The sequence below is a fragment of the Bacillus canaveralius genome, assembly GCF_002860125.1.
Classification (GTDB): domain Bacteria; phylum Bacillota; class Bacilli; order Bacillales; family Cytobacillaceae; genus Bacillus_BJ; species Bacillus_BJ canaveralius.
This window is the reverse complement of record NZ_PGVA01000032.1, coordinates 43150-57065: the sequence shown is the minus strand read 5'-3', so window position 1 is coordinate 57065 and position 13916 is coordinate 43150. Positions and strand designations below refer to the sequence as shown.

The 13916-nt window shown below is 39.7% G+C and carries 16 protein-coding genes; all 16 read left to right on the top strand.

Annotated features, from left to right (window positions below; genetic code table 11):
* Positions 1–45 precede the first annotated feature (45 nt).
* The 16 genes from CU635_RS14525 to CU635_RS14450 all read left to right on the top strand — a co-directional run bounded on the left by CU635_RS14525 (position 46) and on the right by CU635_RS14450 (position 13889).
* A complete protein-coding gene (locus CU635_RS14525) occupies positions 46–309 on the top strand; it encodes a DNA/RNA non-specific endonuclease (protein WP_281258887.1) in 264 nt (87 codons plus the stop codon).
* A complete protein-coding gene (locus CU635_RS14520) occupies positions 299–709 on the top strand; it encodes an immunity protein YezG family protein (RefSeq protein ID WP_101578096.1) in 411 nt (136 codons plus the stop codon). The genes CU635_RS14525 and CU635_RS14520 overlap by 11 nt, the downstream gene beginning before the upstream one ends.
* Before the next feature lie 112 nt (positions 710–821).
* Positions 822–1100 carry a hypothetical protein gene (locus CU635_RS14515; protein ID WP_101578095.1) on the top strand — a complete coding sequence of 93 codons (279 nt, stop codon included), beginning with the start codon at positions 822–824 and terminating at the stop codon, positions 1098–1100.
* A gap of 22 nt (positions 1101–1122) precedes the next feature.
* Positions 1123–1560 carry an antitoxin YezG family protein gene (locus CU635_RS14510; protein WP_101578094.1) on the top strand — a complete coding sequence of 146 codons (438 nt, stop codon included), beginning with the start codon at positions 1123–1125 and terminating at the stop codon, positions 1558–1560.
* 408 nt (positions 1561–1968) lie between these two features.
* Complete coding sequence (locus CU635_RS14505) at positions 1969–2973, top strand: substrate-binding domain-containing protein (protein WP_101578102.1); 1005 nt, start codon at positions 1969–1971, stop codon at positions 2971–2973.
* 25 nt (positions 2974–2998) lie between these two features.
* Positions 2999–3628, top strand: a complete 630-nt coding sequence (gene hxlB, locus CU635_RS14500; RefSeq protein ID WP_308303540.1) for a 6-phospho-3-hexuloisomerase — start codon at positions 2999–3001, stop codon at positions 3626–3628.
* Positions 3629–3659: 31 nt separating this feature from the next.
* Positions 3660–4673 carry an ureidoglycolate dehydrogenase gene (gene allD, locus CU635_RS14495; protein ID WP_101578093.1) on the top strand — a complete coding sequence of 338 codons (1014 nt, stop codon included), beginning with the start codon at positions 3660–3662 and terminating at the stop codon, positions 4671–4673.
* 17 nt (positions 4674–4690) lie between these two features.
* Positions 4691–5641 (top strand): sugar kinase, encoded by a 951-nt coding sequence (locus CU635_RS14490; RefSeq protein WP_101578092.1) that lies wholly within the window; start codon positions 4691–4693, stop codon positions 5639–5641.
* Positions 5642–5657: 16 nt separating this feature from the next.
* The gene (locus CU635_RS14485) at positions 5658–6302 is read left to right on the top strand and encodes a bifunctional 4-hydroxy-2-oxoglutarate aldolase/2-dehydro-3-deoxy-phosphogluconate aldolase (protein ID WP_101578091.1); all 645 of its coding nucleotides are present in this window, start codon (positions 5658–5660) and stop codon (positions 6300–6302) included.
* 55 nt (positions 6303–6357) lie between these two features.
* Complete coding sequence (locus tag CU635_RS14480) at positions 6358–7371, top strand: TRAP transporter substrate-binding protein (protein WP_245917482.1); 1014 nt, start codon at positions 6358–6360, stop codon at positions 7369–7371.
* 29 nt (positions 7372–7400) lie between these two features.
* Positions 7401–7919, top strand: a complete 519-nt coding sequence (locus tag CU635_RS14475) for a TRAP transporter small permease (RefSeq protein WP_101578090.1) — start codon at positions 7401–7403, stop codon at positions 7917–7919.
* A complete protein-coding gene (locus tag CU635_RS14470; protein WP_101578089.1) occupies positions 7916–9190 on the top strand; it encodes a TRAP transporter large permease in 1275 nt (424 codons plus the stop codon). The genes CU635_RS14475 and CU635_RS14470 overlap by 4 nt, the downstream gene beginning before the upstream one ends.
* Before the next feature lie 12 nt (positions 9191–9202).
* A complete protein-coding gene (gene dapA / locus CU635_RS14465; RefSeq protein ID WP_101578088.1) occupies positions 9203–10111 on the top strand; it encodes a 4-hydroxy-tetrahydrodipicolinate synthase in 909 nt (302 codons plus the stop codon).
* Between the two features lie 61 nt (positions 10112–10172).
* On the top strand, positions 10173–11666 hold the full coding sequence (locus CU635_RS14460) for a UxaA family hydrolase (protein ID WP_101578087.1): 1494 nt from the start codon (positions 10173–10175) through the stop codon (positions 11664–11666).
* 227 nt (positions 11667–11893) lie between these two features.
* Positions 11894–12520: a YesL family protein gene (locus CU635_RS14455; protein ID WP_101578086.1), complete on the top strand. Its 627-nt coding sequence runs from the start codon at positions 11894–11896 to the stop codon at positions 12518–12520.
* Between the two features lie 349 nt (positions 12521–12869).
* A complete protein-coding gene (locus CU635_RS14450; RefSeq protein WP_101578085.1) occupies positions 12870–13889 on the top strand; it encodes a LacI family DNA-binding transcriptional regulator in 1020 nt (339 codons plus the stop codon).
* The last annotated feature ends 27 nt before the right edge of the window (positions 13890–13916 follow it).

Here is a 13916-nt window from a genome sequence, read left to right as displayed (position 1 = left end):
TGAATCCGCTTACACGTTTTAGGTGGAAATAAATTCCGCCAACAAATGCTTGACTCAAACAAAGGGTCTGGTGAAATTGACAATTTAGTGCCTATGAATGCTACACTAAATAGGAGCGAATATAAAACGCTAGAGAATGCCTGGAAAAAGGCTTTAGAAGAAGGTAAAGATGTTAATATTAAAGTAAAACCGATATATGAAGGCCAATCATTGCGACCGAGTGCGTTTAAAATTAATTATACAATAGATGGTAAAAAATATTCAGATAGGCTAACTAACTATACAGGAGGCACGCAAGATGGAAACTAAGAAAATGGAGCAACTCTATCAGCAAATTGCGAACACATTAGTGAATATGATCCCTGAAGAATGGAATAAAATCTACTTATACGCTGAGTTAAGAGAAGGCTATAAAAAAGTTTTCTTCTATTATTATCCTGAATCAGGTGTTGAGCCAATATATAGCCTTGATATTACTGAGAAATTTGTTGTTAATGAAAATGAGTTTGATGAATTAGAAAATGACCTGTATGGATTTTTTTCTGAATTGCAGGAAGAATTTAAAATACAAGAACAGGAACAGTGGACGAATTTAACTTTTATTCTAGATAACACAGGTCAGATGAAAATAAATTATGGCTATGAGGATCTTTCCCAAATTGGTCCTGTTGAAAAACAAGAAAGATGGGAAGCCGAGTATATAAAGTGAAATAAGAAAGTTCTTATTCAACACGAAATCTTATAGGGCACAGTTCCAAAGCGCTCTTTCATTCTTCCTAAGAAATTAGAAGTTATCCAGAACTTTAAAACGGAGATATGTAATGGAAAATGAACCAAAGGATCAACTTAGAAATCAAGTCGAAAGGGTTATAGATCTTGTTATTGCAAAAAAGAAACAAAGGGAACACCCATTTTTAGACACGCTTTTAAAGAGATTACAAGATTTATTGGAAACAATAGATGCAAATAACTATGGGGATTTAAGTAAAGATCCTAAGATAAAAGGGGCTTTGCGGGCATACTTTGACACTAATTTAATTGAAAGCTATGAAGAGCCCCTTGTTGTAGAGCTTGATAAACTGGAGATGATGTTAAAGTAAAATAAAGAGGGACGATAAGGGAATGGAACAATTGTATCAAAATGCGGTTGAAATACTGAATAACATGATTCCGGTACCTTGGGAAAAAATATACCTTTATGCAGAAGTCAGTGAAGATTCAAGACAAATATATTTCTATTTTTATCCAGAAGGGGAAACCGTGCCTGTCTATAGTCTTGATATCGTAAAGAAATTTAATCTTCAAGAGGATGACTTTGAGCAGTTAGAAGATGAACTATATGACTGTTTTACTGAAATTTGGGAAGAGTTTGGTAACCAAAAACAAGAAAAATGGACAAATCTAACATTCACACTTGACCATACCGGAGATTTTAATATCGAATACAATTATGATGACTTGTCTGAAGTAGATTCATATGAGCAACAGATCATTTGGGAGTACAAGAATTTGGGGCTTATAACTGAAGGAGAAAGACCAAAAAAAATTATTGAAGGATAAAAATCTTTGACATATATGAATATGAATACAACTAACCCTCGTTAGCTCTAACTTTTGATGGTTTTTAATGTAATCAACAACAAGGGGCTGACTCAAAATTCAAGTATTTAAATTGAAAAAAATAACCCTGACATTCCAGAGATTTTCTTTAGCGCATCACCAGGAAACAACATTGATATTCCTAAATTATAAATAACTTTTATAGAAACCTTGATTGGCTTCATTGCCGTCCAAGGTTTCTTTTTACTTTAGGGGGTGGACAAAGCGACTTGTACGACTGTGGGACAAATGAGATATCAAGAATCGTCAATCAGAAGGGAAAAAATTATCTTGAAAAGCGCTTTCATTTTATTTATAATATCACTAAACCGGTTTAGTAAATCGGTTTATGAAAAAAGGAGCATTGAGATGAGAAAAGTTACGATGGCAGATGTTGCGAAGCATGCGAATGTTTCGAAGAGTACTGTCTCTCAATATTTGAATAGTCGATTTGATTATATGGGCAAGGCAACAAAGAAGAGGATTGAACAATCGATTCTTGAGCTCGGATACCAGCCGAATGCTGTCGCCCGAAGCTTGAAGCAAAAAAAGACATTTACCATTGGTGTAATTGTTGCGAATATTTTGCACTCGTTTTCCACTCAGGTTATTCGCACGATAGAGGATATTTGCCACGAAAATAATTATCATGTGATTGTTTGTAATGCGGATGATTCACCTAAGAAGGAAAAGAAATATATTGAGATGTTAATGGCGAAGCAGGTTGACGGATTAATAGTTTTCCCAACGGGAGGCAATATCGAATTATATGAATCACTTGTGAAGAACCGATATCCACTTGTTTTTATGGACCGAATTGTACCTGATGTTCCGGTGGATACAGTCATTCTTAATAATGAAAAGGCTTCCGAACTGGCGATCAATCATTTTGTTAAAAAGGGATATGAACGGATTGGGATTATTACAACTTCTCTTATCCAAAAAATAACCCCGCGGATAGAACGGATTGAAGGTTATAAAAAAGCTTTAAATAAACGAAGTATCGCTGTACAAGATGAATACGTAAGAGGAATTGAAATAAAAGAGATTACAGCTTCATTAGAAGCGATGTTTTCTCTTCCAAAGCCGCCCCAGGCGATTCTCGCCGGGAACGATTTATCGTTAATGGAAGTGCTGCGATACGCCAGGGACCACAAAAAGCAGATTCCGCAAGACTTTGCATTAATCGGAATTGATGAAGTATCATTCGCCAGCATTTACAGTCCCGCTTTGACGATTATAAAGCAACCGACTTTGGCGATGGGTGAAAAAGCAGCAACACTCCTGATAGAAAAAATAGAAAAAGCCGACACAGAGAAAGAGATACAAGTATATCGATTTGAACCGGAATTAGTGGTTCGAGAATCATGCTGATGACATTGGAATGGAGGGCTGCACCATGGCGGATATCATCACAATTGGCGACGCAATGATTACATTCAACCCGGCGTCAAAAAATAAAGGAGAGGATGCTCATTTGAAAACCATTATTGAAACAATAGGAAAAGAAGTTACGAGTGTTCTCTCATTGGTAGCGGAAGAAGAAGCTTTAACACTTTCCCAAAAGATAAAGGAAGCAAAGCGCATCTTTGTCTATGGAGAGGGCCGTTCCGGGTTAATGGGTAAAGCGTTCGCGATGCGTCTTATGCATGGAGGCTATTCTGTATTTGTGGTCGGAGAAACGACAACTCCAAGCATTGACGAAGGAGACCTGCTTGTCGCGATCTCGGGTTCCGGATCAACTGGAATGATCCATGAATTTTGTGTAAAGGCCCGGGAATTGGGGGCAACCGTTTTTTTGGTTACTACAAACCGGGATTCCAAAATTGCGAGAATAAGTGACGCGGTTCTGGTAATTCCAGCGGCTACTAAGTACCGCAGGCCTGAAGAACCGGAAACTATTCAGCCTTTAGGGAATCAATTTGACCAAAGTGTGCACCTGCTTCTGGACGGCATCATTATCCATAGCCTGCAGGTGAACAAAGAAGTGAAAGAAGCCATGCGAAAGCGGCATGCAAATCTTGAATAGATTGAAAATTAACTTAATGGGGTGTTTATAAATGGCAGATATCATTGTTTCGAGTGAAGAGTTAACAGGCTTAGTTGTATCAAAATTAACAAAAGCGGGTTTACGTGAGGACCATGCACAAGCGGTGGCTGACGTTCTTGTCCATGCTGACTTGCGGGGTGTAAGCTCACACGGGGTTTTGCGTACAGAACATTACGTTAAACGCTTATCAGAAGGCGGGTTAAATCCAAATCCAACATTCAATGTAAAAGATACGGCCCCATCTACAGCAATTTTTGACGGTGATGACGGAATGGGTCACGTTATTGCGAAAGAAGCCATGGATTATGCTATTAAACTGGCAGAAAAGAATGGTGTTGGAATGGTTGTCGTGACAAACAGCAGCCATTGTGGGGCTCTATCATATTTTGTCCAGCAGGCAGCTGAAAAGAATATGGTCGGAATGGCGATGACACATACCGACAAAGTGGTCGTGCCTTTCGGCGGAGCGAAGCCATATTTTGGGACAAACCCAATCGCATTTGGTTTCCCTGCCAAGGAAAACAAACCGGTAATACTGGATATGGCGACAAGCAATGTTGCTTTCGGAAAGGTATTGCACGCAAGAGAGGCTGATGCGGCGGTTCCTGCTGATTGGGGAGTGGACGAAAACGGGAAGCCAACAACCGATCCTCATGCAGTATCCGCGCTGCTTCCTTTTGCTGGCCCGAAAGGATACGGCTTAGCCATGGTAGTGGATGTATTATCAGGATTATTGGCAGGCGCAGCATTCGGGCCGCATATCGCGACAATGTATGGTGACTACAGTAAAAAACGTAAGCTTGGACATTTTCTTTGCGCGATAAATCCAGCTGTATTCACAGATCCAAAACAGTTTTTGGCGAATATGGACCAAATGATTAATGAAATTCATGAAACACAGCCTGCTGAAGGTTTTTCTAAAGTAATGGTTCCTGGCGAGCCAGAGCAACTGAAAGAAGAAGCCAGACTTCGTGACGGGATTCCGGTAACGGAAACGGTTTATAACTATTTATCACAGGCATAAGGAAAGAAGTGAAGGAAATGGATGTCGTCACAATTGGTGAAACAATGGTTTTGTTTACTCCTGATACAACAGGATTAATGAGATATGCCAAGCAATTTTCAATGAAGTTTGGCGGAGCAGAGTCCAATGTAGCGATCGGGCTCTCTAGACTCGGACATAAAGTTGGCTGGATCAGCAAGGTCGGAGATGATGAGTTTGGACGGGCCATGCTGTCCTTTATCAGCGGTGAAAAAGTTGATGTCAGTCAGGTGAAAACTGACGGATCCGCACCAACGGGAATCTATTTTAAAGAACCGCGAAGAGAAAATGATGTTCGTGTCTATTATTACCGAAAGGGGTCTGCAGCTAGTACTCTATCGAAACAAGATATTAATGAGGAATATATCGCAAAAGCAACATATCTGCATATAACGGGAATCACTCCTGCATTAAGTGAAAGCTGTGAAGAAGCCATTTTTGAAGCCGTAGAAGTGGCAAAGAGAAATGGCGTAAAGGTTGTCTTTGATCCCAATCTTAGAAGGAAATTATGGAGTGAAGAAAAGGCAAGAGCCATATTATTGAAACTGATCTCAAAAGCAGATATCGTGCTTCCAGGAGTTTCAGAGGGACAATTCTTGTTTGGGGAAAGTGATCCTAGTAAACTGGGTGAATTGTTTCTTAACCAGGGAGCCTCAACCGTTGTACTAAAGCTTGGAGCACAAGGCGCAATGTATATGACAAATAACGAACAAGCAATGGTGCCTGGAATTACTGTAGAACGGGTAGTTGATCCGGTTGGAGCGGGAGACGGGTTTGCCGCAGGTTTTATCTCAGGTCTATTGGATGGTCTCGAACCGGCTAAAGCAGTTGATCGCGGAAATATCACAGGTGCATTCGTCACGATGGTCAATGGTGATGTCGAGGGTCTTCCTGAAAGAGAAGAGATTGAGCGTTTTTCAAGTCAGTCAGGTGAAGATGTAAATCGTTAAGGAGGATGGAAGACAAATGAGATTGATAGATCAAATTCAAGAGAATGGTATTGTTGCAGTTATTAGGGGAACTTCTCCCGACAATATAGTTGCAATCGCAAAGTCTTTGCATAAAGGCGGAGTGAAAACACTTGAGATTACGGTGGAGACCCCAAAGGTTCTTTCCCTGATCGAACAGGTTGCAGAAGAGTTGGGCGATGAAGTGATTGTTGGAGCGGGGACGGTATTAGATCCGGAAACTGCCAGAGCGGCGATCATGGCCGGTGCCAGGTTCATCTTTTCTCCTACTGTAAATAAGGAAACTATTAAAGTTGCCAAAAGATATGGAGTTGTAAGCATACCAGGTGCTTTAACGCCAACTGAAATTTTAACAGCATACGAAAATGGCGCTGATATTATTAAGGTCTTTCCGGCTAATGTTTTTGGCCCAAGTTACATTAAGGATATCCATGGCCCGATGCCGCAAATTCCGCTTATGCCGACAGGCGGTCTCGATGTAGATAATGTAGGCGCCTATATTAAAAATGGTGCCGTGGCTGCAGGGATTGGAAGTTCGTTGGTCAACATGAAACAGCAAGTAAATGAGGAATTCCTTATTAATCTCGAGAACAAAGCGCGCCAGTTTGTGGATACAGTAAAAGAAGCAAGGTTTTCACTTTAAAAGGATGGGACATCACTTTGTCCCTTACCTTAGTTCAAACAAGGGGGTTTATTGTATGAAAATGAAAGCGTTTTTAACTATGATGATAGGATTAATGCTGGTCGTATTAACCGGCTGCAATGCGCTTGAAACGGCTGGCAAAGAGAGAAACGGTGTTACTACTATTAAAATTGCCAACTATTTTTCTGAGACTCACCCGCAGAACATTGCTTTAAGAGAAAAATTCAAGCCCATGGTTGAAGAACAAACAGACGGAAAATATGTAGTCGAAATTTATCCGGGTAACGAGCTTGGGGATGAAGATTCATTTACAAGTGGCGTAAGGATAGGCTCCATTCAGATGGCGATTACGGGAATGGGCTTGCAGACAGCAAATCCAAAGATAGGGGCTGTGGAGTGGCCATACTTGTTTGATGATTATGAGCAAGCGAACCGCATCTTAAATGGGGAAGTCGGGGATGAAATTGGAGAGGCTTTCCGCGAACTTGGCGCAGAGCCGCTGGCATGGACAGCCAATGGTTTCAGATCGGTCTCTGCCAATCGTGAAATTGCTTCCATGGAAGACTTCAAAGGTTTCCGGTTACGGATGACAAATATCCCTATCTTTATTAATACAGGAAAAGCCTTGGGGGCGAACGTCCAGCCGCTTGCACTTTCCGAAGTTTTTACGGCAATAGAACAAGGGGTTATTGACGGCCAGGAAAATCCGATCACCACGTTGAAGGAATCAGGTTTGTATGAGGTTCAAAGCCATGTGACTGAAACAAAGCATATGTTCAGTCCCAATGTATATCTGATGAATAAAGAGTTTTTTGATGGCCTTGACGATGAAACGAGAGAAATCATCTTGGCTGCGGCTAAGGAATCAGCTAACTATGAATGGGAGCTTCTTCAAGAATCAGAAAGTGAAACAAAGCAGTTCCTTGAAGAACACGGGATCAAGTTTACAGTTCCGGATGAAAAATTCATGAATGAATTGAGAGACTCAATGGAACCAGTTTATGAGGATCTATATAAAAAATATGATTGGGCAGAGGAGTTTATCAATAAAATTCACGAACAAAAATAAGGTTTATATACCTGGGGTGAGGTGGGAAAATGAGCAAAGTGTTAAAAGTCCTTAACGGTATTTTAAATTCAGTAATAGTGATTATACTGGTGGGCATGGTCGGTTTAGTTTTTATAAATGTAGTCCTTCGCTATGCTTTTGATTCAGGGATTACCTGGTCTGAAGAATTATCACGCTATCTGTTCGTCTGGCTTGTCTTTTTGGGAGCTGTTGTTGCTGCAAGAGACAAAAGCCATCTCGGGGTAGACATTTTAACTGCAAATGTTCCCCGCAAAGTGCAAAAGGTTTTATCTTTGGTAGCCAATACACTTGTTATTTTTGTCCTTATCCTGTTTATTGACGGGCTATTTAAAATGATCAACCTGAATAGTATGATTTCGGGTCCTGCTACAGGGATTCCAGTAGCCTTCTTTTATCTGGCAGGAGTTGTATTCGCGGTGTTAATGATTGCGATTACGGCCATCCAAACGATTCAATTCATATTTTCCAAAGATGGGGAACCTCCTTTAACAGGAGAGCCTGAAATTGAAGGGAGGAATAACAAATGATTTGGCTGTTTCTTGCATCCCTGTTTTCCTTGTTGCTGATTGGAGTGCCTATCGCAATCTCCATGCTTATAAGTGCTGTCGTTATGCTGGTTTCACTTGGTTTATTTGATACAGGAATACTTGGCGAATATTTAATTAAAGGGGCTAATAGCTTCTCGCTAATGGCCATACCATTCTTCATTTTAACGGGTGAGATCATGAATGCGGGCGGAGTATCCAGGCGTATCGTTGATTTCGCCAGTTCACTTGTTGGGCATATCCGTGGCGGACTTGGCTATGTTGTCATCATTTCCGGTGTTATTTTCGCAGGGTTGTCAGGTTCAGCGGTTGCCGATACAGCAGCACTGGGTGCCATCCTGATCCCAATGATGATTGCAAAGGGCTATAACAAAAATCGTGCAACAGGTTTGACTGCTGCAACAGGTATTCTCGGTACAATAATCCCTCCGAGTATTCCAATGATTTTATTTGGGGTAGTTGGCGGCGTATCCATTTCCAAATTGTTTATGGCCGGTATTGTTCCCGGTCTTCTAATGGCAGTGGGACTAATGGTTGTATGGTACTTTGTCTCCAAACGTGACAATAGTGATACTCTTCCGAAAGCAACTTCACAAGAGCGGTGGGTCGCTTTAAAGCGGGCATTCCTGGCATTGCTATTGCCGGTTATCATTATTGTCGGTTTGCGTGGCGGCGTCTTTACCCCTACTGAGGCCGGGGTAGTTGCGGCAGTTTACGCCTTCATTATTTCCTTAATTTATCGTGAATTAAAGTGGACTGAAATCCCTAAAGTGTTTGTTGAAACTGCTAAAACAACGGGTGTTGTTATGTTCGTTGCTGCTACAGCAATTGTTTCAGGGTATGCGATTACGGTTGGCCAAGTTCCAAGGGAATTAGGTGAGTTTTTATCCAATATCACCACAAACCCTACTCTATTGCTGGTAATTATCATGCTCTTCTTATTGATTGTAGGATGTGTAATGGACCTTACTCCGGCTATTCTGATCTTTACTCCAGTACTGTTGCCAGTAGTAAAGGCTGTTGGAATCGATCCAGTTTACTTTGGATTATTAATGGTTATCAACCTTTCAATTGGATTAATAACCCCTCCAGTAGGAACCGTCCTTTATGTAGGATGCGGAATTAGTAAAATAAGTATCATAGATATTACAAAAGGGATTTTCCCGTTCTTGCTCGTACAAATGGCGATTCTATTTCTATTGGTGTTATTCCCGGGTATCGTCACAGTGCCATTGGAGTTCTTTACTGAATAGGAGGAGACGATCTTGCAAAGAGCAGTTACATTTCAAGGCATTATTCCGCCAGTATCGACGATTATCAATGAAAACGGCAGTCTTGATGAAAAAGGGATGGGTAAATTAATAGACTTTTTAATAGAGTCGGGTGTGAACGGACTTTTTTTCCTCGGGACTGGAGGAGAGTTTTCGCAAATGTCCGTTCAAGAACGCAAACGGGTTGCTGAATTTTCTGTTGACTATGTCAACGGCCGGGTACCCGTTTTGATAGGGACGGGCAGTACCAGCACGAACGAAGTGATTGAACTGAGTCAACATGCAGAAAAGGCAGGGGCAGACGCTGTCGTAATGATTAACCCGTATTACTGGTCGCTTTCGGAAGACAATCTGTTTCTGCATTATGACCAAATCGCACAATCTATCAATCTCCCGATCTTGCTGTATAATTTTCCGAACCTGACCGGCCAGGATTTAAGCCCTGAATTTGTTTTAAAGCTGGTAGATAAAAATCAGAATATCGTAGGGATTAAAGAAACAGTCGATCAGGCAGGACATATTAGGGAAATGATTTTAAAGGTAAAAGAAAACCACTCGCAATTTAAGGTGTTCTGTGGATTTGATGACCATTTGTTAAATACACTGGCACTTGGCGGGGATGGAGCGATCTCTGCCAGTGCAAACTTTGCACCGCAGCTTACGATTGGCATTTATCGCGCTTTCCAGGAAGGTAACATGCAAGAGGCTTTAGAGCTCCATCAAAGATTGGCTCATCTTCCCCTTATCTACAAGCTGGATTCGCCTTTCGTAAATGTAGTGAAAGAAGCAATGAAATTGACAGGACTGAACATTTCTACACACGTGCTGCCACCAGCTAGAGCATTATCAATTGAGAAAAAAGAGCAGTTGGCCCAGCTATTGAAAAAGGCAGGTTTATTGTAAGGGGAAAATGGAGGTTAACAATACGAGGTTAACCTCTTTCTTTTATGGAGGGGGATCAGCAATGTTACGAGACGTTATTCAAATACATGAATCCGACAATGTTTGGATCAGCCTACAAGACTTAGAAAAGAGGACACTTCTTGAAATAGACGGCTCTACCGTAGAACTTAAAGAAGATGTAGATAGAGGACATAAAATATCGAACAGAAAAATCGCAGCGGGGATGTATATCATCAAATATGGATTTCCGATTGGGCATGCGATAACAGACATTGAACCAGGAGAATTTGTCCATACCCATAATGTAAAAACAAATCTTAGTGGCGAACTTGAATACACATATAAACCAAAGATAAAACAGCAATCTGCAAGCAAAAACATCCAGACGTTATTGGGATATCGCCGTGAAAATGGCGATGTTGGAGTCCGGAATGAAATCTGGATTATAAATACGGTAGGCTGCATTAACAAAGTAGCCGAAAATCTAGTCAAGGTCTCTGAAAAAGTAATTAAGCATAGGAATATTGATGGAATCTATCACTTTGCTCACCCGTATGGCTGCTCCCAGTTGGGCGATGATTTGAAATACACACAAAAAATATTATCAGACCTTATCCATCACCCAAATGCTGGCGGCATTTTAGTGCTTGGACTCGGCTGTGAAAATAATTACATTGATTTATTCAAAGAGGAAATCGGCGACTATAATCAGCAGCGCGTTAAGTTTCTAAATGTCCAGCAAGTCGAGGATGAGATGGAATTGGGACTGGAATTAATCGAGGAGTTAGCAGAATATGCTTCCGCATTTAAAAGAGAAGAAGTACCCGTCTCCGAATTAAGAATTGGCTTGAAATGCGGCGGTTCGGATGGCTTGTCTGGTATAACGGCAAACCCTTTAGTTGGCGTGTTTTCGGATATGATTGTGGAAAGCGGTGGCGCCACTGTATTAACAGAAGTTCCCGAAATGTTTGGCGCAGAATCGATCTTGATGGAAAGAGCAAAGGACGAAGAAACGTTTACGGAAATCGTCAATCTCGTCAATGACTTCAAACGCTACTTTGTGAAATATAATCAGTCGGTCTACGAAAATCCTTCTCCCGGAAACAAAAAGGGCGGCATCACAACTCTTGAAGAAAAATCCCTCGGCTGTGTCCAAAAAGGAGGCTTCTCAAGAATTGAAGAAGTGCTGCAATACGGTGATCGGATTAGTGAAAAGGGATTGCATTTACTTCAGGGACCGGGTAATGACTTAGTCTCGGTAACGGCTCTGGCTGCTTCAGGATGTCAAATTGTCTTGTTTACAACTGGAAGAGGAACTCCGTTTGGCGGTCCGGTTCCTACTGTTAAAATTTCTACTAACACACCATTATTTGAGCGGAAGAAGAATTGGATTGACTTTAATGCCGGGAAGCTAATTGAGGACATGCCTATGGACAAATTAGCTGATGAGTTTTTTTCGTATATTCTAGATGTAGCTTCTGGTAGAAAACTTACCAATAATGAAGTATTTGGATTTAAAGAGATTGCAATTTTTAAAGATGGGGTCACTATGTAGTGACAATGCTTTTAAAAAAGATAGGTGACATCCATACCAGGATTTTTACAACGGCTACAGCGTAACCAGCAAATGAATCGGGGAATATCCGTAAAAACCCTTGCGAAAATGAATAAGTTCTTAATATCAACCTTTACAAAGTGCAAAGTGAATCGTAATATTGAGCTAAACTTTGTATCTAATTACCCCGAAAGCCATGTAACTAAATATAAAGCAGGTGAAAATAGATGAATAATAGTGTATTAAACAAATTGCACGGGTTATCTGTATGGATTTCCAATTTAGTGTTCATCAATATCCTTTGGCTGGTTTTCACGGTTTTCGGCGGCATACTACTTGGATTTTTTCCTGCGACAACGGCAATGGTTTTAATAATAAAAAAATTATTGGTGGAAAAAAACGAGTTTAGTATTAAAAAAGAATTTGTTCGCCTATACAAGAGTCAGTTTAAAAAGAGTAACCATTTATTTTTTCCATTTAGTCTATGCGGTTTTATCATAGTTGCGGATATCCGTTTCTTCTCGTTGATGGATTTTCCTTATAGCAGCTTTGTGGTCTATTTATTTTATTTACTTCTCTTTTTATTAACGATGCTCTTTTTTTATAGCCTTATCGTATATAGTGATAGCATTGGCAACAAGGAGATATACAAAGGATCTCTGTATATCTTGTTAAACAATCCTATGACTAACTTATATATTCTGACAGGGTTGTTATTACTACTTTTTCTCACAGCAAAGGTGACGGGTTTATTTTTTCTGTTCTCCGGTTCAATATTTAGCGTATACCTGCTAATTACAGTTGCAAGGACTGTGAAAAAAATAAATATAAAGAGTATTGACATTAATTTTTAAATAATTTAGACTACTAATTAGTTAAGCGTTTTCAAAAAAATATAGCACTGCCTTATTATTTAATCGATTAAATGGAAAGGAATGGCTATATTTTTTATTTTAATTCTCATTTAAACGATTAAATGGAGAAAAAGGTCTGGAATTTTTATTTAACATTTGATTTAATCGATTAAATGGATTTACTCACAAGTTGTAATTTCATAGTTTCATGTTTGATTTAATCGATTAAATAGTACATTAAAAGTAAGTCTTTCAGATGTATTTGTCCTTAATTTAATCGATTTAATGAGAAGATGATTAGTCCTCTTTAATTTTGATAGTATCGAAAAAGTAGAAGGGAGGGTGCCTGTTGGAAAAAAAACCAAATATAAAGCTTGTGGCGCAAAAGGCCAATGTTTCAACGGCAACAGTGTCAAATGTCATGAATTCCTCCAGATTTGTAAAAGAGGAGACTCGTAAGAAAGTTCTTGAGGCAATGGAAGAGTTGAATTACAGGCCCAGCACAGTTGCAAAATCTTTAAAGGGCAAAGATACGAAGGTCATCGGCCTAATCATACCAATCCAGCATAAAGACACGTCAGCACAATTTTTCATCTCTCTTTCAAATGGAGTTGAAAGCGTTTTAAACAATGAAGGCTATAGACTGGTAATTGGCAACTCACATGAAAATTTAAGTAGTGAACTAGACCAGATTGATATGTTTAAGACACAGTTTATTGATTATGTGGATGGATTAATCATTGCGCCAACTTCAAATATTGGAAGTGAAGTAAATGACTCTTGGAATATTGATTATCCAGTAGTTTATGTAGATCGAAAGCCAAACACACTACATAACGTAGATACGATCTACACTAATAATTATTTTGTAACTTACGAAGCAATTGAACTGATGTTAAAGAAACAAAGAAATAAAATTGCATTTATCTCTGGTCCGATCGATGTGTCAAGTACCATTGAACGTTTTGAAGCCTATAAAGATGTTTTGAAAAAATATCGGATTGATTTGGATGAAGGGCTTATCTTTGAAGTAGAATCTTCCTTTCAATCTGGATATGAAATAGCAAGTAAGCTGTTATCCAATCATGAAATTGATGGGATTGTAGTTGTGAATAATACGATTTCCATGGGAGTGTTCAAATACTTAAAAGAACAGAATATCAAAATACCAGATGATCTCTCCTTCCTTTCTTATGATGATTTCGATTGGATGGAACTGACAGAACCAGCGATTACGACTATAAGGCAACCATCATTTGAGATGGGTGAGGCTGCGGCCAGGCTCATGCTGGAAAAGTTAAGGGATAGGACAAAAGAGCCAACGGAAATTTGTATTGAATCATCTATCATTATTAGAAACTCTTTGTAAGGTTACATGTTTAAAAATTTAAATAAA